The 21942-nt window shown below is 50.4% G+C and carries 26 protein-coding genes; 10 read left to right on the top strand and 16 right to left on the bottom strand.

Features of this window, described 5'->3' with window-relative positions:
- Positions 1-109: 109 nt before the first annotated feature.
- The 4 genes from NDI45_RS22510 (at position 110) to NDI45_RS22495 (ending at position 4564) form a co-directional block, all read left to right on the top strand.
- Positions 110-1195, top strand: a complete 1086-nt coding sequence (locus tag NDI45_RS22510; protein WP_348248855.1) for a hypothetical protein — start codon at positions 110-112, stop codon at positions 1193-1195.
- 51 nt (positions 1196-1246) lie between these two features.
- A complete protein-coding gene (locus tag NDI45_RS22505) occupies positions 1247-2467 on the top strand; it encodes a lipid-A-disaccharide synthase-related protein (protein ID WP_348248853.1) in 1221 nt (406 codons plus the stop codon).
- Positions 2468-3096: 629 nt separating this feature from the next.
- Complete coding sequence (locus NDI45_RS22500) at positions 3097-4059, top strand: pentapeptide repeat-containing protein (RefSeq protein ID WP_190794412.1); 963 nt, start codon at positions 3097-3099, stop codon at positions 4057-4059.
- 259 nt (positions 4060-4318) lie between these two features.
- Complete coding sequence (locus NDI45_RS22495) at positions 4319-4564, top strand: hypothetical protein (RefSeq protein WP_348248851.1); 246 nt, start codon at positions 4319-4321, stop codon at positions 4562-4564.
- Positions 4565-4769: 205 nt separating this feature from the next.
- Here NDI45_RS22495 and purM read toward each other — a convergent pair whose 3' ends face one another.
- Positions 4770-5792: a phosphoribosylformylglycinamidine cyclo-ligase gene (gene purM / locus NDI45_RS22490; protein WP_348248849.1), complete on the bottom strand. Its 1023-nt coding sequence runs from the start codon at positions 5790-5792 to the stop codon at positions 4770-4772.
- A 69-nt stretch (positions 5793-5861) separates the two neighbouring features.
- Positions 5862-7826, bottom strand: coding sequence for a protein phosphatase 2C domain-containing protein (locus NDI45_RS22485; RefSeq protein WP_348248847.1), 1965 nt, complete (start codon positions 7824-7826; stop codon positions 5862-5864).
- A 223-nt stretch (positions 7827-8049) separates the two neighbouring features.
- Between NDI45_RS22485 and NDI45_RS22480 the strand changes: the two genes are divergently transcribed.
- Positions 8050-8487 carry an NfeD family protein gene (locus NDI45_RS22480; protein WP_190794409.1) on the top strand — a complete coding sequence of 146 codons (438 nt, stop codon included), beginning with the start codon at positions 8050-8052 and terminating at the stop codon, positions 8485-8487.
- 340 nt (positions 8488-8827) lie between these two features.
- Positions 8828-9790: an SPFH domain-containing protein gene (locus tag NDI45_RS22475; protein ID WP_190794408.1), complete on the top strand. Its 963-nt coding sequence runs from the start codon at positions 8828-8830 to the stop codon at positions 9788-9790.
- A gap of 74 nt (positions 9791-9864) precedes the next feature.
- On the opposite strand, the gene NDI45_RS22470 is transcribed toward NDI45_RS22475, so the two are convergent.
- The gene (locus NDI45_RS22470) at positions 9865-10413 is read right to left on the bottom strand and encodes a DUF6714 family protein (RefSeq protein ID WP_348248844.1); all 549 of its coding nucleotides are present in this window, start codon (positions 10411-10413) and stop codon (positions 9865-9867) included.
- A 138-nt stretch (positions 10414-10551) separates the two neighbouring features.
- Positions 10552-12246, bottom strand: a complete 1695-nt coding sequence (locus NDI45_RS22465) for a transglutaminase family protein (protein ID WP_348248842.1) — start codon at positions 12244-12246, stop codon at positions 10552-10554.
- A gap of 125 nt (positions 12247-12371) precedes the next feature.
- Between NDI45_RS22465 and NDI45_RS22460 the strand changes: the two genes are divergently transcribed.
- Positions 12372-12578 carry a hypothetical protein gene (locus NDI45_RS22460; RefSeq protein ID WP_348248840.1) on the top strand — a complete coding sequence of 69 codons (207 nt, stop codon included), beginning with the start codon at positions 12372-12374 and terminating at the stop codon, positions 12576-12578.
- Here the strand turns inward: NDI45_RS22460 and NDI45_RS22455 are convergent.
- Positions 12569-12727, bottom strand: coding sequence for a hypothetical protein (locus tag NDI45_RS22455; protein ID WP_348248838.1), 159 nt, complete (start codon positions 12725-12727; stop codon positions 12569-12571). The two genes, NDI45_RS22460 and NDI45_RS22455, sit on opposite strands and share 10 nt — an antisense overlap.
- A 563-nt stretch (positions 12728-13290) precedes the next feature.
- Here NDI45_RS22455 and NDI45_RS22450 point away from each other — a divergent pair.
- Complete coding sequence (locus NDI45_RS22450) at positions 13291-13620, top strand: hypothetical protein (RefSeq protein WP_190794404.1); 330 nt, start codon at positions 13291-13293, stop codon at positions 13618-13620.
- Positions 13621-13856: 236 nt separating this feature from the next.
- Positions 13857-14384 (top strand): DUF2867 domain-containing protein, encoded by a 528-nt coding sequence (locus NDI45_RS22445; protein ID WP_190794403.1) that lies wholly within the window; start codon positions 13857-13859, stop codon positions 14382-14384.
- Positions 14385-14599: 215 nt separating this feature from the next.
- Here NDI45_RS22445 and NDI45_RS22440 read toward each other — a convergent pair whose 3' ends face one another.
- The 3 genes from NDI45_RS22440 to NDI45_RS22430 form a co-directional block, all read right to left on the bottom strand.
- On the bottom strand, positions 14600-14941 hold the full coding sequence (locus NDI45_RS22440) for a DUF5615 family PIN-like protein (protein WP_348248835.1): 342 nt from the start codon (positions 14939-14941) through the stop codon (positions 14600-14602).
- Positions 14938-15171 (bottom strand): DUF433 domain-containing protein, encoded by a 234-nt coding sequence (locus tag NDI45_RS22435; protein WP_190794401.1) that lies wholly within the window; start codon positions 15169-15171, stop codon positions 14938-14940. The genes NDI45_RS22440 and NDI45_RS22435 overlap by 4 nt, the downstream gene beginning before the upstream one ends.
- Positions 15172-15539: 368 nt before the next feature.
- The gene (locus tag NDI45_RS22430) at positions 15540-15992 is read right to left on the bottom strand and encodes a DUF2267 domain-containing protein (protein ID WP_190794400.1); all 453 of its coding nucleotides are present in this window, start codon (positions 15990-15992) and stop codon (positions 15540-15542) included.
- A 545-nt stretch (positions 15993-16537) separates the two neighbouring features.
- Between NDI45_RS22430 and NDI45_RS22425 the strand changes: the two genes are divergently transcribed.
- Positions 16538-17458: an ABC transporter ATP-binding protein gene (locus NDI45_RS22425; RefSeq protein ID WP_190794399.1), complete on the top strand. Its 921-nt coding sequence runs from the start codon at positions 16538-16540 to the stop codon at positions 17456-17458.
- A 49-nt stretch (positions 17459-17507) separates the two neighbouring features.
- On the opposite strand, the gene NDI45_RS22420 is transcribed toward NDI45_RS22425, so the two are convergent.
- From NDI45_RS22420 to NDI45_RS22385, 8 genes are all read right to left on the bottom strand, one after another.
- Positions 17508-18140 (bottom strand): GDYXXLXY domain-containing protein, encoded by a 633-nt coding sequence (locus NDI45_RS22420; protein WP_348248832.1) that lies wholly within the window; start codon positions 18138-18140, stop codon positions 17508-17510.
- A gap of 19 nt (positions 18141-18159) precedes the next feature.
- Positions 18160-18567, bottom strand: a complete 408-nt coding sequence (locus NDI45_RS22415) for a hypothetical protein (RefSeq protein ID WP_190794397.1) — start codon at positions 18565-18567, stop codon at positions 18160-18162.
- 126 nt (positions 18568-18693) lie between these two features.
- Positions 18694-19293 (bottom strand): tRNA isopentenyl-2-thiomethyl-A-37 hydroxylase MiaE, encoded by a 600-nt coding sequence (miaE, locus tag NDI45_RS22410; protein ID WP_190794396.1) that lies wholly within the window; start codon positions 19291-19293, stop codon positions 18694-18696.
- 269 nt (positions 19294-19562) lie between these two features.
- The gene (locus NDI45_RS22405; RefSeq protein ID WP_199296840.1) at positions 19563-19733 is read right to left on the bottom strand and encodes a Rho termination factor N-terminal domain-containing protein; all 171 of its coding nucleotides are present in this window, start codon (positions 19731-19733) and stop codon (positions 19563-19565) included.
- A 94-nt stretch (positions 19734-19827) separates the two neighbouring features.
- Positions 19828-20391 carry a Uma2 family endonuclease gene (locus NDI45_RS22400; protein ID WP_190794395.1) on the bottom strand — a complete coding sequence of 188 codons (564 nt, stop codon included), beginning with the start codon at positions 20389-20391 and terminating at the stop codon, positions 19828-19830.
- 524 nt (positions 20392-20915) lie between these two features.
- Entirely contained in the window at positions 20916-21065 is a 150-nt protein-coding gene (locus NDI45_RS22395; RefSeq protein ID WP_348248829.1) for a hypothetical protein, read from the bottom strand.
- A 232-nt stretch (positions 21066-21297) separates the two neighbouring features.
- Complete coding sequence (locus NDI45_RS22390) at positions 21298-21531, bottom strand: hypothetical protein (RefSeq protein WP_348248827.1); 234 nt, start codon at positions 21529-21531, stop codon at positions 21298-21300.
- A gap of 94 nt (positions 21532-21625) precedes the next feature.
- Positions 21626-21784, bottom strand: coding sequence for a hypothetical protein (locus tag NDI45_RS22385; RefSeq protein WP_348248825.1), 159 nt, complete (start codon positions 21782-21784; stop codon positions 21626-21628).
- Positions 21785-21942 lie beyond the last annotated feature (158 nt).

Genomic DNA, 21942 nt, shown 5'->3' with positions numbered 1-21942 from the left:
TTGACTGTTCCGCTGCATTATTCTTAGAAGAAAGTTTCTGATTAGCTTGATAGAACCCGCATTTCGGCTTAGGTTCTATCTAGTATTAAGTTGCATCAGGGTGAGGAATGTGTCAAAGGACTGGACAGGGTCGGTAGAAATCCTGGCAATCGCAATCTCGGTGGTCTGTTTGCTGATTGCGCTATTTACTCAAGCAGTGATTCCGGCAGTGCTGGGAATGCTGCCCCTTGTGATTGCAGTGGGTTTAAACAGTCGGCATCGTCGCCAGATTGAAGTCTCCAGGACACAAAGTCAGCTTCGGATCAACCGCCTTGAGCAGGCCTGCGCTGACCAAACGGCATTTGTTAATCGCCTTGCAGGAGCAGCCCCAACCGTGCCGGGTCAGGAAGCAATTTTGATGCGGATGCGGCGGGCAATGGCAGAATCCTACGCGAAAACTCAGAATCGTCTGATTGCGCTGGAGACAGGCGAAGTCAACAGTTTACGGCAGGATGTCTCCAGTTTGCGATCGGACTACGAGACCCTTCAGCAAAGGCTGGATGAACTGCCGCAGTTGCTCGATCGGGTGCAGCACATTGAGCAGTATTTGCACCAGCTTCAGGCACATTTGAACTATTTTTCGCAGCATTTTGCGCCAGCGGCGATCGGCGAAGAGCTTGAAGCACTGAAACACCAGCTCAGCCAGTTCCCGGAACAATCCTTAAACGAGACTATCAACGAGCTAAGCTCCCGGTTGATTCACACCGAAGCAGCCATTCAAGATCTCAACTGCCGCTTTACTGATAGCCTACAGCCAGTTCTCCCGTCGCGAGCAGGAGCCTATGTATCTGAGGAAGTTTATGTACTTCAGATTTTGAGACAAAAGCTTCAGGAGCCAGAAACCATTTTGCATCCCGATCATAGCGTTGAGCTACCCACAGGGATGGGCGTACAGATGCGATTTGTGAGACTCATCCGGCAATCTGATGCAATCTCAATTTGTGAGAAACTGGTACGAAACTCGGAATTACAAGTTCCCACAGCGACGCTCTCCTGGGTCAAAAACCGCTTTACTTCGGGGGTGCGCGACCTGGAAACGGTCATCTACCGCAACCGCTATGGCAATTCAGATAAATACCTTTTTCTTTATGAGGTAATGCGGCTTGTAGACGATCTGATTGCCGAATTTGATGCCGTCCAGGTGAGTGAGCTTTAGGCTGGGTTCACCTGATTCAGCAAATTCTTTTAACCCTGCGCCTTCTTTGCCATGCGTCTCCTTTGTATTAGTAACGGACACGGGGAAGACACGATCGCGCTGCGAATTGTGCAAGCACTCCAGCAGCAGTGCACCGCGATCGAAATAGCCGCACTGCCGATCGTCGGAGCAGGACGAGCCTACCAGCAGCAGGGCATTCCGATTGTGGGAGCCGTGAAGCTGATGCCCTCAGGCGGATTTGTCTACATGGATGGGCGGCAGCTCGTAAGGGATTTACGAGGCGGACTGGTACAGCTCACCCGCACTCAACTTCAGACCGTGCGATCGTGGGCAAAACAGGGCGGCGTCATTCTGGCAGTAGGAGACATTGTGCCCCTCTTGTTTGCCTGGTGGAGTGGTGCGCCCTATGCTTTCGTGGGCACGGCGAAATCTGAATACTATTTGCGGGATGAACATGGGTTGCTGCCCCGGCGATCGTGGTTTGAGCAGCTCGAAAGCTGGTCGGGGTCGGTGTACTTGCCCTGGGAACGATGGCTGATGAGCCGTCCGCGCTGTCGGGCTGTGTTTCCCCGCGATCGAATCACGACGAACTTTTTGCAGCAATGGCAGATTCGCGCCTTCGATATGGGCAATCCAATGATGGATGGCCTGGAGCCGAGCGGTGATTCCTTTCTGCCGTCAATGGAGCCGTCGATGGAGCCGCCGCCGATGACCGTTGCCCTGCTGCCCGGCTCACGGATTCCTGAAGCGTATGACAACTGGAATCTGATTGTGGAGTCTGCGACTGCCCTGCAAAAGATGATGCCCGATCGATCCCTGCTATTTGTGGCGGCGATCGCTCCGGGGCTAGATCTGACCCAGTTTCAGCAAACGCTCCGCGTCCAGGGCTGGCGGCAGCAAACAGATGAATCTTATGGACAAACCAATGCGCGGCTGGTGCTAACCCCTGCGTTTAACAACTGCCTGCATCAGGCAGATTTAGGCATCGCAATGGCAGGAACGGGAACTGAACAGCTTGCAGGCTTGGGTAAACCCGTGATTACGCTGCCCGGAAAGGGACCCCAGTTCACACCTGCCTTTGCCGAAGCTCAAACCCGATTGCTGGGCTGCTCGGTTACGCTGGTCAACCAGCCGCACCTCGTTCCATCTGCGGTCAAGGCGTTGCTCAATGACCCCGATCGCCTGTATCAGATTCAGCAAAACGGGCAGCAGCGCATGGGAACGAGTGGAGCAGCTCAGCGAATCGCAGCCCATCTTCTGAACGCGTTTTAGCGGAAAGTAGTCCTGGCTACAATCCCTAAAAATCATTACGTTCAGGGATAGTTACACAGCTTTAACTTATAGTCAAAAGGTTTCATGATCAAAAGGTTTCATGATCAATAAGGCTCCTGATATTGCTTCTCCCAGTGAGGGCACAAAATTAGGACAATTCAAGTCAAGACAAATTCAGATCAAGATAAACTCAGGTTAGGACAGAGAGGTACGGGGCAGTGATCCTGTACCAGAATTTTGCCTTTCCTGAAGAGCGGCTTAAATCACAAACTGCATCAGCCTCGCAGCGATCGGCATCAGCAAAAGGGTGTTTAGGAAACGGATAATCTCTTTGTTAATCTATTAAGAGACGGTTGAGAGAATAGCTTCACTGGAAGTTCAACGCAACCCATGCTTTGCCAATATGTTAGGCTTCGATGTCGTGCACCTACCTCCTTGCTCATCTACCCGTTCCAGAGGCTAGCGGCAAAGCATACTATCGCTGACGTGACAAGCATTAGTCAGGGTAATGATCAATTGAGATTGAGTATTGAGCATCGATTGAGCAGCGAGCAATCAAGGCTGGCAGGATTTGGTAGAACTACCTGCGCCAGTCAGGATGCATCAAGTTTATCCATGAGGTGAGTCACATGGTAGAAGCAGATGAAATTGTAAGACTATATCAGCAGGGCGAACGCAACTTTAGCAGGCTCAATCTGAGTGGACTGTCGTTCCAGGGACAGGATTTGTCGGGCGCAGATTTCACTCAGGCAAACTTACGCGGCACCACTTTTCGGCGATCAGTGCTGCGGGGCGCCAATTTTGCAGGAGCCAGAATCGGGTTACGGTTGCGCGGCAAAATCTTACTGACGCTGGGTTTGCTGGTGCTAGCAGCTCTGCTAGGCATTGGAGCAGGCATTATGGGAACGATCGTCAATCTCGAGATCCGTGTTCATACGACCCGATTTGAAGAAATCATTGCAGGTTGGACAACGCTGCTGCTGCTGATTGGCTATACGTTTGTTTCAACGCGGCACGGGTTAAAGGCAGGCTTCAGTCTGTTTCTGATTGCCTTTGCGGTAGCGGTTTCGGTGGCGGCGACTGGACCCCTGATCGCAACTCTGATCAACCCAATTGCCTTCTCGATTGCCTTTGCGATTGCAAACGCGATCACGATCGTTCTCACCGTCTTAGCCGCAACTGTGACGGCAACAGTGCTAGCGACTGGGGGATGGGCGGCGATCGGGATGGGGTCTGCGGCTCTGATTATTGCGGTGTTTATCCTGGGGTTTGCCTCTACCGTTGCTATCACTCACATCGTTGCCTCGATCGTGGCGGTTGTGCCTTGCGTTCTAATGCTGACAGGCTATCAGTGCTGGCGTGCTCTGAAGGGTGACGGACAACATTCAATGATTCGCCAAGCCGTAACAGCTCTGACGGTTCAGTGGGGAACAAGCTTTCAATCTGCTGATCTCACCGATGCCAGTTTCACCGGAACCCGATTGCACAACGCAAACTTCGATAATGCCATTCTGACGCGCACCTGCTGGGCAAATGGGGCACGCACCGCATCTATCCACGCGATCGGCAGTCCTTTTGCCTTCCTGGGCTAGGCAGAACGCGAACTTTACTCTTTCTAGCGGAACTTCTACATAAATTTTGTGCATTGATTGTTTACTCGTTGTTTAATTAACGCGCCTATAATGAGCTTAGATTCAGCTATAGCTGGATAAACCTCAGCACAAAATCATTGTGGGTAGGAGTAACGACCGCCATTAATCGATTTCCATCATTAGATTAGTTACGGCTATCGATTATGGGAATTGGTCACCATTACGTGTTCCACCCCAGGCAGCGCATCCTCAGATTCCGGTGGAATCCACAGACGACTACCTGCGGCAATTAGGGATCAATCCTGCAAACATCAAAATTGATATTCAGTCCGAAACGCCAGAAGAGCGTCGATCGCGCCTGCGACGAGAAGAGCGCAAGGCACAGGCTGATTTAATCAAAGAGCTTCTGCTGTACGCGGTAGGAGTTCTTTTAGTGGCGGCACTAATGATTATTAGTGTGACGGTTTTCCTTAACAAAGAATATTCTCAGGAATGGCAGGACTGAGCGCGATCGACCCTGACAGCAACGTTGACGGCTGTAGTAGGCTACATTTTTGGTAAAAGCAGCGCAGCGAGCGAGGAATAGCCCGGTTTGTGCTTGAATTCACTTACCGTTCTGCAAACCGTTTCCTTCTTTTTGTTGCAGATTTTATTGCAGATAGAGAAATTGATAGGATTACAGAGAAATCAGCAACAATTTAGAGAGAATGCTACTTTAGCAACAGTTCTCCGGTTCCAGAAACCACTTCGCCGATCGCCCAGGCAGACACCCGCTGCGCGTGAAAATGCTCCAAAGTGCGATCGACTTGATCGGGCAATACCAGTACCACAAAGCCAATTCCCATATTGAACGTGTTAAACATTTCCAGGCGATCGACCTGCCCCTGCGTTGCCAGCCATTCAAAAATCGGCGGAACCGTCCAACTCTGAGCATTCACCTGGATCGACTGATTGGCTCCCAGGCAGCGCGGTAAATTTTCCGGCAGCCCGCCACCCGTGATATGCGCCATGCCGTGAATCTCCAGACCCGATCGCAGCGCAGCTAAAACGGGCTTGACATATATCTGGGTGGGGGTCAGCAGTTCCTCGCCGAGGGTTTTGCCTTGCAGAATGGCGGGGCGATCGACCAGCGATTGTCCGCTCGTTTCAATAATTTTTCGCACCAAACTGAAGCCGTTGCTGTGAACCCCTTGGCTGGCTAGACCGATCGCGATATCACCGACCTGAACCTGCGACCCGTTCAAAATTCGACTTTTCTCCACAATGCCCACACAAAAGCCTGCCAGGTCATATTCCCCCGGCTGATAAAACCCTGGCATTTCTGCCGTTTCGCCCCCCAACAGCGCACACCCCGCCTGCTGACAGCCTTCGGTGATTCCCGCGACGACTTCTGTCAACTGATCACCGTTCAGCTTTCCGGTCGCCAAATAGTCGAGGAAAAACAGCGGTTCTGCGCCAGAAGTAAGCACGTCGTTCACGCACATTGCTACCAGATCGATCCCGACCGTGTTGTGGCGATCGCCCTGCTGCGCCAGTTTAAGCTTTGTACCCACACCGTCAGTTCCAGAGACTAAGACGGGCTGCTGATAGCCGCTGGGCAGCTCGAAAAAGCCGCTAAACCCGCCCAAGCCACTGAGCACTTCGGGGCGAAAGGTGCGCTCGACCATTGTGCGAATCTGCTGCACAAATGCCCGCCCTGCTTCTACGTCAACCCCTGCCTGTCGATAGTCCATTATTTACTTGCTCGCCTGTCTTGCAGAAGATCCTATCTTGCAGAAAATATTGTACTGGCGATCGGTGACTCATTCCCGATCCGTAGGAATGACCCGCTCGATTGTCTGCTGGAATCCGATTGGATCAGCCGTGCGCCAGATTCCGACCCCGATTGCCGCCGCAGTCACCAGGGTAGCCACCAGCCCGATCGCAATCGCCCAGGGACGGGGAGCAGATTTTTCTGACGAAGGAGCCGAGTCAGCATATTCGTCGTAGAGCAGTGCCCTAGAGGATTCGGTTAAGTCAGTTTCGGGTGTAGCGTCTGACGTGACAGGCTGAGGCTCGATCGCAGGACGCGGTTCGTAGAGCTGAATCGCAGGATTGATCTGACAGTGCATTAAAACGATCGAGGCATTGTCGTGTCCGTTTTGCTCATTAGCGATCGTGATCCAGGATTCGACGGCAGATTCGAGGGTCATTTTGCCGCGCATCACTTCTTGAGTAATCGCGTTCCAGGATTGCTCAACTCGCTGATGATCGCTCAGCCCATCGGAACACAGCAGCAGCAGACTGTCTTCTTCCACCACAAATCGCTGGACGGTAATTTGCAGCGTATCTGCGTCGCGTGTGCCGATCGCCTGAACCAGGGCTGCCGCATCCGATCGCTGCCGTGCTTCTCGATAAAGACTGCGCCCCAGGCGAACCTCTCGCACCGCCACATCATCATCCGTGGTCAACCGCAAACAGGACTGCGAATTCAGCCAGTAGGCACGGCTATCCCCCACATGAACGATATAAAGCTCATGGGAATTACTGCCGGTGGGAAGCTTTTGCGGAACTTGCAGTGCCATCACCAGCGTTGTACCCATGCGCTGCCGCATCGATCGCCCCTGAACGTCGTTTTGGGCAGCAATCTGGTTGTTCACGATTCGCACCACTTCGATGAGCTGCTGAGCGATCACCGTGGGCGACACGACTTCTGTTTGTTCGGCAATTTCGGCAAAGAACGCCCGCAGCAGAGACTTGAGCGATCGCAAGGCAAGCTGGCTGGCAACTTCACCGCCTTCGTGTCCGCCTACCCCGTCACAGACGATCGCCGTATAAGGCATCAGCCCATCGTTGGTGAGCAACTGAAACTGATCGGGATAGCAGGTATCTTCGTTGTGGGTGCGCTGAGGTCCGGTATGGGTGGCTCCGGCGATCGTCAGTTTAAGCGGAAGCTGCGCCGCCTGTTCCAGCAAGAAGGTGTTGAGCTGATGGGCGATCGTCTGAAATTCATGCTGCTCTGCCGGAGTGGCCAGGGTCTGCATTTGCTGACAGAGCGCCTGTAGGAATTCCCTGATTTCTGGCTGTGCCGCGTCTGCCCAAGGCTGCCAGAACTGTCCCAAATCTACCAGAGTGGGCGCATGGATTGGAGCGTTTAAGGGAGAATCTAAATCTGGGGATTCAATATCCGGGGATTCGGTGACGGCAAGGGCAATCTCATCCGCAATTAGCTCTCTCAGCCGAACTCGCCAACCCTCAACTCGCAAATTTTCCACCATCAGCAAACTGCGCGTCATGCCCTCGCGCTGGAGCGGCTGCCATAGATCCAATAGCTGCCAGAGCCAGTACAACTGACGCACCGGACTTGCGCTCGACCAGAGAGATGCCAAAGTAGGCAGCAGTACGCCATCTGCCGTCATTGGCGCATTCTCTAGCAGCAAAATCGGCGGCGCGGTTTGACCCTGAGCATACAAGTCATACAGTCCGGGCAGATGCAGGCGATCGGTATAGAGGTGCAGGTAGGGCAGAGCTGCATCCGGCAAATTCAAGGACGCATCCGGCAACTGAGCAGGCTGAGTATCGAGCCAGATTCGGGGACTGATCACTGCATATCGACCGCCCACGATCGCTCCCACCGGAATTTGATCTGCGTTTGCGCCCACTGCCCAGAGATACTGACGCACTATTGGCGCATTGCACTGCTCGCATTGCCGATCGGTGAGCTTTGCAGGATGACGGCACTCTGGATTTGGACACTGAATTTGCATGGTCTGCATAATCGTCTGCATAACAGCACTGCTCACGGCGACACGAACTGAAACCCTGAAACTGAATCCTGACTCCCCCCTAAGGGTAAGCTGACTGGGCAGCAAAAGAACGGACAAGCTAGGATAGATTCGTTCTTGTATATCGTGTGATCTCTACTCTGGCAAGCTTCTTCCGAAATAATTCTTGATCTTTCTGTCAGAAGCGGGGTTGAACGATCGCCTTACCTAAGGGAATTTTGGGGATATGTCGCTCAGTCTTCCGATGCTGTGGCTGATTGCAGGCGTAATTCTGTGTGTGCTGGAATTTATCCTGCCGACTGCGTTTGTGGAATTAACAATGGGCATCAGCGCGATCCTGGTGGCGATCGTGGCTCAATTTGTGCCCAGTCTGGGAATTCAGGTCGGGCTATGGCTGATTCTCTCAGTTGTGCTAACGCTGCTGACTCGTCGCCTGCTGCCCCGCAAAACCCATCACTTAATCCAGGACACCCGCGAGGCTCAAACCCTCACCCCTATCCTGCCCGGTCAAACCGGACGGGTCATCTACGAAGGCAATTCCTGGCAGGCACGCTGCGACGACGAAGGGTTAACCATTCCTGCAAACCAGAAGGTTTATGTGGTCGAGCGACGCGGTACGACGCTGATTGTGATGCCTGAGAATTTGCTGCGATCGGGGCTGTGAGGAGATGGGGAAATGGGAGTTAAGAATCTTTTTTGAGAAGAATGAAGCAGGGCGATTGGGAATTTAGGGATAAACATTTGATTCTCTTAGAGGGGAGTTGCCTTGCAGATTGGAAAAAGTTGCCTGGCGATTGGAAAAAGGGGTTCTTCGCTGCCCTCAGAAGTTACGCAGCAAGTTCTTTTTTAAGAAGTTACTCAGGGCGATTACCCCGTAGAGAGAACTGCTTCGCTCGGTTGCAACGGCAAACAAGTTTCACTTGCCCCTCCCCACGCCCTCATCTTCCGACTGACCTCAATTCGAATTATTCAATTTCAATCCATCTGGATAAGGAGTATTAAAAATGGAAGCTTTTCTCGCCTTTATCGCACTGGCACTGGGCGGCGCAGGCATTGCAGGTTCCGTGCGAATTGTGAACCAGGGAAATGAAGCTCTGGTCGAGCGATTGGGCAGCTATAACCGCAAACTGACTCCCGGATTTAACTTGACGGCTCCGTTTATCGATCGCATTGCCTACCAGGAAACAATTCGGGAAAAAGTGCTGGATATTCCGCCCCAAACTTGCATTACCCGCGATAACGTTTCGATTACCGTGGACGCGGTGGTTTACTGGCGAATTGTCGATATGGAACGCGCCTTTTATAAGGTGGAAAATCTGCAATCGGCGATGGTAAATCTGGTGCTGACCCAAATTCGATCGGAGATGGGCAGACTCGAACTCGACGAAACCTTTACGGCTCGCTCTGAAATTAACGAACTGCTGCTGCGCGATTTAGATATTGCTACTGATCCCTGGGGCGTGAAAGTTACTCGGGTGGAACTGCGCGATATCATTCCCTCGAAGGCGGTGCAGGAGTCGATGGAACTGCAAATGTCAGCAGAGCGTCGCAAACGGGCAGCAATCCTGACTTCGGAGGGCGATCGCGAGTCGTCGGTCAACTCCGCCAAAGGCAAAGCCGAAGCGCAAATCCTGGATGCCGAAGCACAGCAAAAATCCCTGCTGCTGCGGGCGGAAGCCGAACAAAAAGCAACCGTTCTGCGTGCCCAGGCTGCCCGTCAAGAGCAAGTCCTCAAAGCCCAGGCAACGGCTGAAGCCCTGCAAATTATCGGCAAAACGCTGCAATCTGACCCCAATGCCCGCGAGGCTCTGCAATTCTTGATGACGCAGAACTACATGGACATGGGCAAGACGATCGGAACCAGCGACAGCAGCAAAGTCATGTTTATTGACCCGCGCAGCATCACCGCCTCGGTGGAAAGCATCCGCGCCATGATTTCAGACGATCGATCGAACGGCAAAGGCTGAACTGAGAGAAGCAATCCCCGCGCTCCAACCTGCCTTGCAGTCCCCCAACCCTTCATGCGTGGAAGACTTCCGATTCATTCAAAATTCTCCAAAGTCGGAGCCCTCTGATACCAGTAGTTTTTGAGGGCTTCATCAATTTGCTGTTGCTCAAATTCAATAATGTTCTCTGCGTTTCGCTTTAAGGTTAAGTAAGCCACGATCGCCGCTGCTTGCTCACGAGTAAAAACCGAAAATCGGTGCTGGGCGTGGTCAAACCAGGTTCGATCTCCATAACGTCTTGGATTAATGCGATCGTTTCGAGAGGAATTCGTAAGACCGTGGGTCAGGTGAAAAATTGGATTGCTGCATTGCAAACATTCATCAATATCGGCAATCAGGTAAGCGGGAAGGTAAAAGCGAAATGCCTCCTCTGAGAAGAAGCTTAATGCCGAGGCAAAACCACCCGGAGCCTGATCTATAAATTTGGGATCAAGAACTTCCCATTTATCTTTTCCTTTAAACTCCTGTTCCAGCAAAAATGGTTCGTCGCCTTCATTGCTTCTCTTCAGACACCAATCACCGGGATATTCAATCTGAGCAAAGGTGGCTCGAATTTGAGCTTTAACTTTCTCCGTATTTTGCATGCTTGAAACAAACAGTTACTCAATCCCAAATTCAATACCAAAAAGCGCACAATTGCTTCAGGATTGTTCTCAATAATGGCTTTGAAGGTTCACCATTTCCTAAAGCTGATGCGTGCGCTGCGCTAACCTATCCTCCTCTTAATCGTTTTCTTCGGGTGGGGGTAGTTCTTCCAGGATGGTGAACCGGACGTGATTCAGGGATAGATCGCCGATCGACACATTATCGGGCAAGTCTGCTGCCGTGATCCATTCAAACGTAATGCCTTTAGCAATCTCAGCGTGATACCAGGGTAGTCCCATAAAGAATCGAGTCGGATAAGGGCCACCTTCGTTCACATCATCCACGTTCGATTCCATAGGGAGCCAGCCAAAGCCGGGAATGTAAAACTCGACCCAAACGTGGTTGAAGTCCGGTTCCAGGGAAACATTCCGCTTATCGGGGTCGGGCGGACACTTATAGCGACCCACCGTGCGACAGGCAATGCCGTTGAGCCGTGCCAGAGCCAGCAGAACTCCTACATATTCACCGCAGGAACCCACTCCTCGCTCCAGGGCGACATCCGGCGTGTCGATATGCGGCTTGATGCCGTAGGACATCCGATCGTACACATAGTTCCGAATCTTCAGCGTTTTTCGCAGCAGATTGGTTTCACTGCCGATCGCCTCTCGGGCTGCCTGCTGAATCATGGGTGTATCCATTGCCAGATCATCATCATCGACCAGATAGCGATCGGCCAACTCCTGAGACAGGGGCTGACTTTTCTCCACCTGGCGCGGCGTGACTTGGTATTTGATTCCCCGCACTTCCAGCAACGCCTTCCAGCCAAAAATGCGCCCTTCGTTAGCCGCCAGCCGATCGAACCGAAACACCGCAACGTGCTGTCCGTTCTCGATTTCCTCTGTAAAGGGCATCCCAACGGGTTCCACGCTCAACACCTTCTGGCGATCGGTCGTCGCAGGCATGGCAATTCGCCATTCGAGATTGGTCAGTGTCACTTCTTCCAGGGGCGACAGCTCTTCGACATATGCCATTTCCACCAGATAGCCATTCGACAGGGCAAAGTTGCGATCGGGGTAATAGCAAAAATGAAGCGGATGAATAAAGGTGCGATCGCGAACGGCTAGCTCTTGTGGGCTTTCAGCATCGTTGGGATTGTCGCGAATGTACATTTCCTCTCCCGCATAAGCCACATAGAGAATGGGTTCCCCGGTTTGCGGATGGGGATGAAACGACAGGGCAGACGGCTTATCGTAGGGCGTTAAAACGCTAAACTGCACCTCGCCCGTTGCCCGATCCAGGCAGTACACCGTACGTTCCTCGTCGTCGCACAGCCACAGTTCCTCATCTCGAACCGTGATGTTTTCTGCCCCAACCCCCGGCAGCGGAAACTTGGTGATTTGGCGTGCCGTTTTGCGATCGAAGATCATCAGGTAGCCTGCCCTCTGACAGGTGACATAAACCGTCGATTGCCACACTGCAACCCCATTCGCATCGTAGGGCAGGCTGACAAAATGCTGCGGCTCAAAATCGGTCAAGCTGCACCAAAAAACGTCATTCTTCTGAGTGAACCAGAGGCGATCGTCTGCTAGTGCCAGCCCTGCAGCATCTTGAAAATCCTTCACTTTCAGCGGATTCACAACCGCAGTATTATCGCTACCGCAGTCTACTTCCACCACATAGCCGCGCACCGTATCCAGCGCAAGCAACCGCTTTCCGTCTGACGCTAACCCCCGCAACGCATATACGCCGATCGGACGCACGGTTCGCCGCAGATAATCGACTGGGCGGGTAGAAGCAAATTGACGAGTCGAAAAACTAGAGTCCAGCAGCATAGCATCGAGGGCGATCGGTGGATTCCCCCAATCATAAACAAATCTCTGCTATTGAACAGGCACTTACGGATACAGTCTGTCTCTGTCATTAGATAGAAGCGATTCGCTCTGACTGGCTATGAGTGGTGGCAGAGCGCTCTAAAGAACAATCCCTGCCACGAAGAACGATCGCCCCTATCTATAAACGATCGCCCTTCTGTAAAAATCGCCCCTACAACGGAATGCGCTGTGCAGGCGGATACCAGCGTTTATACACTCGCATTACGGCTCCAGGTTGCGGTTTGATGACAGAAGCATTTTCGGGTAAAGGCAAAGCTGGACTTCAGGCATAGCTATCACAAAAGCCTTTGCGCTCCAGCTCAATCACACACTGTTCCACGGCAGCAGGATTGCCAATTAGCAGAATGTTGACCGCTTCTCGCTCAAAATACGCGGACAAAATTTGACCGACAGCCGTTTGCGACTCGGTGGGATATGTCATATTCAAATCTCCTAGGGTAAAGAAACCCTAGAGACTAACTTGAAGACTTTCAAACATGACCGATCGGCTGGAACTATAATCGTTCTAGCCTTTCAGACTGCCTATACCAGTCCGGGAGGTTAGCTGGCTTTGAGTGGTGCAAACACTCTTAGTCAGCGATCGAATTTACCCTATGTGGTAATCGAAACTCCCTCAGTCAATCTCTAGAGGATGGTGGCTCACTCGTTGCAATAAAAGAGCCATCCCAACCGTATCAAAGTTTTTCTTTGGTCGCAATACTGGTCTTTCGGGCGATCGTGCATTGAGCAAAGATAGATATCTAGAACTTTGCTGTTTATCCAACCCGACTGAGCAAGATATCCAGCAGCCTTACTGCTTAAACCCGGATTTAGGGGGAACATCCAGCAGAGAATCTGTTGATTTACTCAATACGGGGAGATAGACAGATAGGGTCCCTATAATAAATTGTTAGGCTCAGAGCCAAGACGATCATATTTGTTTGCTACCGGTAGAATTAGCTTCGGCCATCAATTCATCGTAACTTATAGCAAGGAGATTAAGGAATGAATTCAGGAGGTTTTCTAGATAGATTTCGGACAGACCTTGATGACGTAATACAGGTACTTGAACGTATCAAATCTCGCTCTGACTTTATAGATCCTATTATGTTTCAGCAAATAGGTTCTTCTTTAGACATTGATGCTTCTGATTCTGAGTACTTGGAAGAATCGATGCGAAAAAGTCAAGAAGTTCCAAAAGCTCTGCAACAATCCTCAAAAATGATAGATGATTCACTATCAAAGTTAGAGGAAACTGAGCAAGCAATAGCAAAATTGAAAAATGACCTAAAGGCAGAAAAGGAAAGGCTGCGTCGGCTAATTGATGCATCATAATAAAGTCAAGTCTGTCTTGCCTAACACGTTGGTATAGCGCACAGCACGAAGACCTCTCGCATACGACCTATCTTTTTGCCGCCGCTGACCATAGTTGTTATGCCGCAAGTTTTGAGCGGGCACGCAGTTAAGACGCTATCGGTTGGTACTCAAAATTAACTTGCTTGAGTTCAGGGCTGGGGTGGTAATCCGAAGAGTATCGTTGAAGCAATCTTCCAGGTTGAGGAGGCGAACAAATGGAAAAAATCGTTGTCCAAGAAATCGATCTTCCCAGCACCAGTCTAGCTGTGCGATCGCTACCACGCCTCGATTTTGCTGATGCGTTTAGATGTCAGCTTCCAGAAGATCAACCTCAAAACATAGATTCAGTGACACGAGCAATCTTCTTGACAATGCCGCAGTGGGTCGCGCAATTATTGGAACTCCGCAATGTTATTGTTCGCCCGTTTGGTCTAAAGACATCGATTGATGCAATTCCATCCATTAGTCAGGAAGAACTTCAACCAGGAACAGCAGTCGGCGCATTCGAGATACTCGATCGTAGGCAGAACGAAGAGATTATGCTCGGCGAAGATGATAAGCATCTAGATTACCGGGTTTCGATCCAATTAGAGCGTGAGGAGAAAAAATGCTGGGTTGTTGTTTCAACTGTGGTCAAGTTCAATAACTGGCTGGGTCGAGCTTACTTTGTTCCGGTTAGACCAGTACATAAGATCATTGTTCCAGTCATGATGAGATATGGATTGGAGCGTTCAATTAAGTGATGCATTAGGCGAAACGGCATAACAATCCCAATGCACGTCGACCGTTGAGAAGGTATCTGTGAAGTATCCGAGGTTATCTGCGGCGGGTGATAGGCGTCGTTAGGTAGCTTGAGTTCTCAGTCATGAAAGTACTCCAATGCTACTTGTCAGTATCCGAGGTCAAGTTATCAGAGTGTTATCTGTAGGGTGATGTTTTGGCTTTGTCGATGAGTGATTTAAGGAGCATTGCTGATTTCCACAATCATTTCTCCTTGCCGTAGTTGTTCTAACGCATCAGGCAAAGTAGCGGTCAGCAATTGTTGCAGATAGCGATTCGTGACATTGCCACAGGTCAGCCACAGAATCTGGGGAGGTGTTCTTAAGCGACATACCAGGTCGATGAAGTCGCTGTCTTTTGTCATAATCACAGCGTTTTCAGCTCGTGCTGCTTCAAAAATTTCGATATCTTGAGCATTTCGAAGTGACAAGTCCCGCAGGGCAGCAGCTTCTAAGCCAAAGGTGTTTGTCAGCCAATTTGCTAGGATTGGAGGCAGTTGAGGATCAACCCAAATTTTCATGCCGTCAATCTAGGAAAGTCAGTGCGTCGTGCAGCGAAGAGCAAGCATGCTTGAATATCTGCCAGTTCCAAGTCGGGGAAGTCTTCTAAGATTTCAGCAACACTAACATTTTCGGCTAACATTTCTAAAATATCGGTGACTCGAATTCGCATCCCTCGAATACATGGACGACCACCACATTGACCAGGGGTTTGGGTAATGCGGGTTAGCAATCCAGTCGTTGAATTCATGAGGGTGCCTGCAGGTTACTTCGTTTATCTCTATCTTACCGATTAGTGATGCAACGTTCGTCACCTCACAATGCCCATGCACACCGATCGTCGAGAGGGTATTCGTTGTGCGTTTGAGGTTGTTTGCGGCGGGTGATGGACAACGTTAGCCCTCTGCGTTATTAGCGAGGGTGGTACTTCTGTGATAAAGCCAATCTAGTTCAACGATTGTGCAGTGTTTCCCAACAGTTGTTATGAGCGCGATCGCTTACCAGCACCATTGAAGTCAAAGCGATTGATGCGTCATTACTAACTGCTACCTAGGTACAGGACAAAAACCAGAACTCTTATTTTTTTGTCCTGTACTGAGAACTGCTACCTAAAATTAATTAGGAACGCTCCCAAATTTGTCGAATTTCACCTGGAAGTAATGCAGCAATCTCTTGGTTCCGTTCTTCAGATAAGATTTCTTTCGTAGCTGAGAACACTGCCGCTGTAACCTCCTCTGGAGGAACCCCTTCTGGTAAAGTACCTTCTTCTCTGAGGCGCAACATGAAAGTTTTTGGCTTAATATGTAGGTCTTGTGCAGGACTGATCCGACTGAAGAAAGCAACCATCACGTTAGGATCCTGCCAAAGGTCTACCACTTCATGCTCGGATTCAGGTGCTCTTTCTTCGAGTTCCTTTTCAATCTTGTCACTTGTTTTATTTAACATCATGTCTCGCAAAATTCGGAAGACTATATTTGTCGCCCGTTGAGCATCATTAATCGTTTCCAAACTACTCCGCTCTAATACTTTTTCAAGAAATGCATGCTGTTGTCGGTGTGTTTGCTGTGTCATAATCTCTCACTACAATTTGAAAAAGAATCAAATTAGTTCAATCTGGTGTGAGCTAATTTGTAAGGTTCCTATTACAGGTTGCAAGTTAAAAAGGAATGCCCCATCAATCTTCTGACAGAGTTGTTTGGAGCATGAGTGGAGTCAAGCGATCGCAATGGCAATGTATCGAGTCGCAATCCAATTGCAAGCAATCACATTAACACTGGATTGAGTTGCAATTCGTCTGTAGAGCGGACAGAAGAACTGTGAGTGCTCGCAATGGCAATGTATCGAGTCGCAATCTAATTGCAAGCGATCGCATTAACACAGAATTAGGTTGCAATTCGACTGTAGAACGACAGAAGGACTGTGAGCGGTCGCAGTAGCAAAGGAGGGCGATCGCATTAAAACTGTTGAAATGCCAACAAAAATGCGGAATCCAGCCTTAGCGACAGCCCTAATTTTTTGTTGTGATAGCCGGAAGCTACCCTTGTGGAGGTTGTTAACGCTCGATCGCCCTCGCTATACTGCAAATTCTGAGAATCTTTCAATCTTTGCTGAACCTGATGAACATCCTTGAGGCGCACCACCTGCGAAAAGCCTATCCAGACCGTAAAAAACCGACCGTTGCAGTGCAGGATGTGTCTCTCTCGATCGCCTCACGGGAAGTGCTGGCATTTCTGGGTCCGAATGGGGCAGGCAAAACAACAACGATCAAAATGATTGCCGGGCTGATTTTGCCTGATGCCGGACAAGTGCGAATTGTTGGGCGCGATCCTCACCGTGATCCGTGGGCTTTGCGATCGATCGGGGCAGTGCTGGAAGGCAATCGCAACGTTTATTGGCGGCTTACCCCTCAGGAAAATCTGGAGTATTTTGGCGTATTGCGCGGTTTGAGTCGTAAGGTTGCCCGACAGCGCGGTAAAGAACTGCTAGAGCGGTTTGATCTGGTCGAAAAACGACGAGCACTGGTACAAACCCTATCGCGGGGGATGCAGCAAAAGCTGGCGATCGCCGTTGCCCTGATTCACGATCCGCAGTTGCTCTTGCTTGATGAGCCAACTCTAGGATTGGATGTGGAAGCAACCCAGGCAGTCAAACAGCTCGTGCGCGAAATTGCCCAGGAAGGGCGAGCGATTCTGCTTACCACCCACCAGCTTGATATTGCCGAGGAACTGTCCGATCGCGTGGCAATCATCAACCGGGGCGAAATCGTTGTCGAGGAGCCAACAGCGGAGCTAATCCGGCAGTTTTCTGGCACGGCATACACAATCGAGCTAGCCGAAAATTTAACCCCGACTCAAATCAGCAAAATCGAAGCGTTGGGCGGCACAATGGACGATCGCTTTGTCTATGTGCGAGATTCGCAGTTGCTTTACCCGGTGCTCGATATCCTGAAACCTGCGGCGATCGTACGGCTAGAGCGAGATGAGGCAAACCTGACTGAGATCTTCCTCAAGTTTTTGCGGCAAAGCAAAGCCGCTTAGAAGAATCTCAACTGAATAACTTTGCAATCCCTAAAGAAGAGTTGAGCGGCTAGAACTGATACCGCTCTTGATCGACCCAAAAGCCAAGCGGCACAGAATGCCCGTCTGTACCCACCTTTGCCTCAACCTGAATCGATGCCTGCCCAACTTGTTGAAGCTGCTGATTCAGATCAACCTGCTGATCTTCCGGGATGTAATACGTTTCTAGCCCATAGCGCACCGTTCCCTGCTGATAAATACCCTGGATCGCAGTTTGATTTGGCTCAAGCCGAGTGAGATAGCGATCGGACACGGCAACGGGTTTCCAGGGCTGAGGCGGCTGAGTAATCTGATCGGGCGACTGCAAAATCACATAAAAGCTTGTGCTGGGCAAATCTAGCGTCGAGGAGCTATCTCCGGCTTTGGGCTGGGGGTTGAGCTGCGGGGCGATCGTCTCCCAACCGGGAAGCTTTTCCAGCGTTTGTAAATTCGCAATTTGATAGCTGAAGGTGAGGTGATAGCCTTGCAGCAAGTTGTAGGGATCGACGGGCAGGGTTTGCAGAACGATCGGCTTTCCCGTCAGATGCGTGTAGACTGCCTGAGCCGGAATCGTCGCAATCAACCCCGCCTGGATCAGCAGCGTTGCGGCAAACCGCAGCGGGATCGACTTTCTAATGCTTACGATTCTCTCAGCAGTGTACATTTCAAACCAATGAAACGAACTAGTTGATCTGCGTAATCGAGAGGGTGTAGGGGTGGCTTGTCTGAGCGCGATCGCCCACAAATACCGAGTAGGTTCCCTGTTGCCACACACCCGGCACATCAATCATGCCGCCCGAAAATTGATCTGCCATCACGCAGCGATTGACCGGACCTTGAATTAGCAGAGTGGGCTGTCCTTGTCCTTGCAGCTTAAAACGAAGCGATGTGGGTTGGTTGACCACCACCACCTGGTTTGGACTACCGGGAATAAACCCACACTGACTCGACTGCGAACCGCCCGAACTTCCAGTCACGGTAACGGGCGCAGCCAGGGGAGTTCGCACAGGATTACTGTGAGCAGCAGGAACCAGGCTAAACAGCGCTGCCAGTGCTGCGGGAATTGCAAGCCATCGAACAGGTCGTTTCATAAGTTCTCCTCCCTCACCAATACAGATAAATTCGCGGCGATCGGGAAGGTTTCTACCTGCATCCTAACGTTTCGCATTCCTGCTGAACCGGGAGGAGTGCCAGTTTTAAGACTGCTTGAGGTTGGGCTAGCTATGAATTCGCGGTTCGGGATGAAGGGTTTCCAGCAGACGACTTTCAACGATCGCCAGTTCCTCCAGGCGCTGATTCACAAGGTCGCGATCGAAATAGGTGATTGCCAGCGTCCAGTATGCGCCGTAGTGCCGTGCCTCGGATGCCATCAGTCCCCGATAAAATTTGGCGAGTTCTGGCTCAGGACAGTGCAGCCCTAGCAAACCCAATCGCTCATGGCTACGTGCCTCAATCAGCCCGGAAATCAGCAGCGAATCGAGCATTCGATCGGGTTCAGCTTTCCGAATCTCAGCTTTCAGCCCAGCCGCATAGGGCGGAGCAGATAAGGGGGCAAGGGCAATCTGACGACGATCGAGCCACTGATTTACCTGTTCAAAATGCTCTAGCTCTTCCTGAGCAATGGCAGTCAACGCTCTCACCAGCTTGTGGCTCGACGGATAGCGAAACATCAAATTCAATGCCACGCCCGCCGCTTTGCGCTCACAATGGGAATGATCCAGCAAAATCACGTCCAGGTGATCGATCGCCTGCTGAATCCACGCCTCAGAGGTGGGATGCTGCAAAAACTTGATTGTCGTCAGCGAAGAAGCGGTCATCGAGTTCTATTCATGCGGTGATGGATCTATGCCTATTTTATCTATGGCTACTTTAAAAGTAGCGATCGTAACAGCCGACGCGACATGAGACAGTTTTCCCTCTGGATAGATTCCTTAAGGGAATACAGGAGTATAACGGTTGCGCTCAGCGGTAGGAAGTAACATTAAACTCAGCACCGAGGACTTCTTTTATTCTGCTGGAACGCGCTTGCTAGGCTGTGAGATGGGCGATCGGGCCAGTAATCTAAACTCAAGTATTCATAATCTAGCTATTTCAAGGGAATACTCAACGCCTCAACAAAATCATCCTTTTTCATTTGGCTGATACCAGCAATTCCTCGTTTCTTCGCCATTGCCTTTAAGTCAGCCGTTGCCATTATTTCGAGAATGCCAGCATCAGTGACTGTATCTACATCGGCTGAGAAGACAGATAAGGGCAAAGTTGTGCGGCGGCAGATAACTTTGAATTCTCACCGTTAACCTCTGTTCCGTCCGTACCAAGGCAGTGTTAGCTAGCTGGAAACTACTCAAGTCCTACTCCAATAACCAAGCAAACAAATCTTTGATTGTAAGCTGTAGCTCACTTGCAAACGATGGTATCGGAATAACTTCATCTGGCTCATCCAACACTTCAGGTTCTTGTTTTGAGCGATAGACAAACACGGTTTGTTCATCTGGATCAATTAACCAACCCACTTGGGTTCCATACCGCAGACAATGAAGGATATTCTTCGTTACTTTTGTTTGGTTTTGATCAGGAGACAAGATTTCAATTGTCCAATCTGGCGCAGCAGGAAACGTGTTGGCAACCTCTCCATTCTCATCACGGGGAATCCGGTTCCAAAGAAAAACTGCAATGTCAGGAACAGTTGAACGACCACCAAAGGTGCAGCGTAACTCAGGAAATGCACGAGCAATACGCTTAGACTTAACTACTCCATTGATAGCAGGTACAAGTTCCCCTTGAATAACACTGTGTTTCCCTTGGGGCATTGGTTTCTGAATAATTTGACCATCAATATATTCACTTGCAGGTTTCGTGTCTGGTAATTGTAAAAACTCTGCCAATGTCAGTGTTTTAGATGGTGTTTGTACCATTTGGGTTTACCTCTCCATCTGCCAGATCAGAAACTAATCTCTATTCTATCTAGAAACTGGATGAGGCATAGTGCTGGTCTACAGAAGAGTTACAGCTACTTAATCTTAAAAACTAGTAAGACAAGTTAACTACTCTACCCCAGTCAGTAACCCAAGCCATCCGACGGTAAAAATCAGCGGCTGCAAGTACCCTAAAACGCAATGCCGACGCTTGAGCCAGCAGTCCGTCTGCATTGCAGGGTTAGCTGGATATCACTGCCGATCGCACTTATTCGCACTCCCTTCTATCCCTTTGATTCACTGCACTACGATATAAACGTATTCTCTTTGTTTTCGATTCTCTAACACAGAATTCAGGATGCTCATGCCAGCTCCATCAACCAGTAGACCTGCTGAATGACCACCTGGAATTATATCTATGCTCCTGCCGTACCACTCTACCTTCTTCAACGTCAATCGAATACTTGCAACAATGCCTAGTTTGGCAGCGGAGCACGATTCCCAAGTGAAGGTCTCTGGTGCGTTTAACTAAAGTGCCGGAGACCATTTAGCTTCTCCCCCACAGGGACAAAGTTCCAACCCAGCGCATTGGCTGCCAACTTGTCCCACTCGCCGTCGCCGTAGTATGTAATTGAATCAAACGGTGCGGTGAGTTGCTTGAACGCATGGGTCATGATTGCGACTTTATCAATGTGATCGTTGCACGATGCCAAGGGTATCCCATCCACTGGAAACTGCGATGATCTCAATTTTATCCGAGCAGATGCGAACCATCCGGCGGTGGCATATGCTATCTGGCAGTCTCTTGAGCTCGCTAGTTGACTAACAAAGTCCTTCGCACCCGGTATCTCCATGATCGGCCCATGCTTCTCAATGTGCCTAGAAATTCTAGCGACAAATGCCTCCTCAAGCGACAAATGCCTCCTCAACGGCACGCAGCACAGCAGCGGTATTCCCGATGTTATTGTCACCAAGAATTTCAAGGAGGGTTCCAGAACCAGAGACGTTTTTATAGTGGCTCCATGATTTTCTGAATTGCACAGGTCCCAGTACATCGTGAATCGCAGAGGCGTACGTTTCGTCATCGAGTTTACTAGAGTGAAGGAGAGTGCCGTCAATGTCGAAGATGACTGCGCGCATGGATAAAGCCTCCTCACGACTAAGTTCACCGGACACAGATAACCTTAAACCAGCACTTCGTGGCGTTCTGGTGCAGCGACTTGTTATGCTTCTGCTAGCGTCTCTGTACCTTCAATCCGAGGTTTGAAAATAATTGACTAGCAACCGCAAACTGTACCCAAGCTGTTGATAAGGTTTCTAAAGAACGAGCCACAACTAACACCCCTGCATCAATCGCTTTATATCCACATTGCTCAATTACAGCAAATTTCATGTGAATAGACCACAGTGATTGAACCAACCAATGGCGTCATCTTCAGTAATGAACTGAACTGCTTCCGTCATCGCTTGGTCGAGGGCTTGATCGGTGCGAGCCGCTTTTGAGCGAAGAAACTGCTTGAGTTTCGACCAACAGAGTTCAATCGGAGATAG

The sequence above is a fragment of the Leptolyngbya sp. GB1-A1 genome, assembly GCF_039962475.1.
GTDB lineage: Bacteria > Cyanobacteriota > Cyanobacteriia > Elainellales > Elainellaceae > Leptolyngbya_A.
Note: the sequence above shows the minus strand (reverse complement) of the source record. Positions and strands in the feature narration are given on the sequence as shown.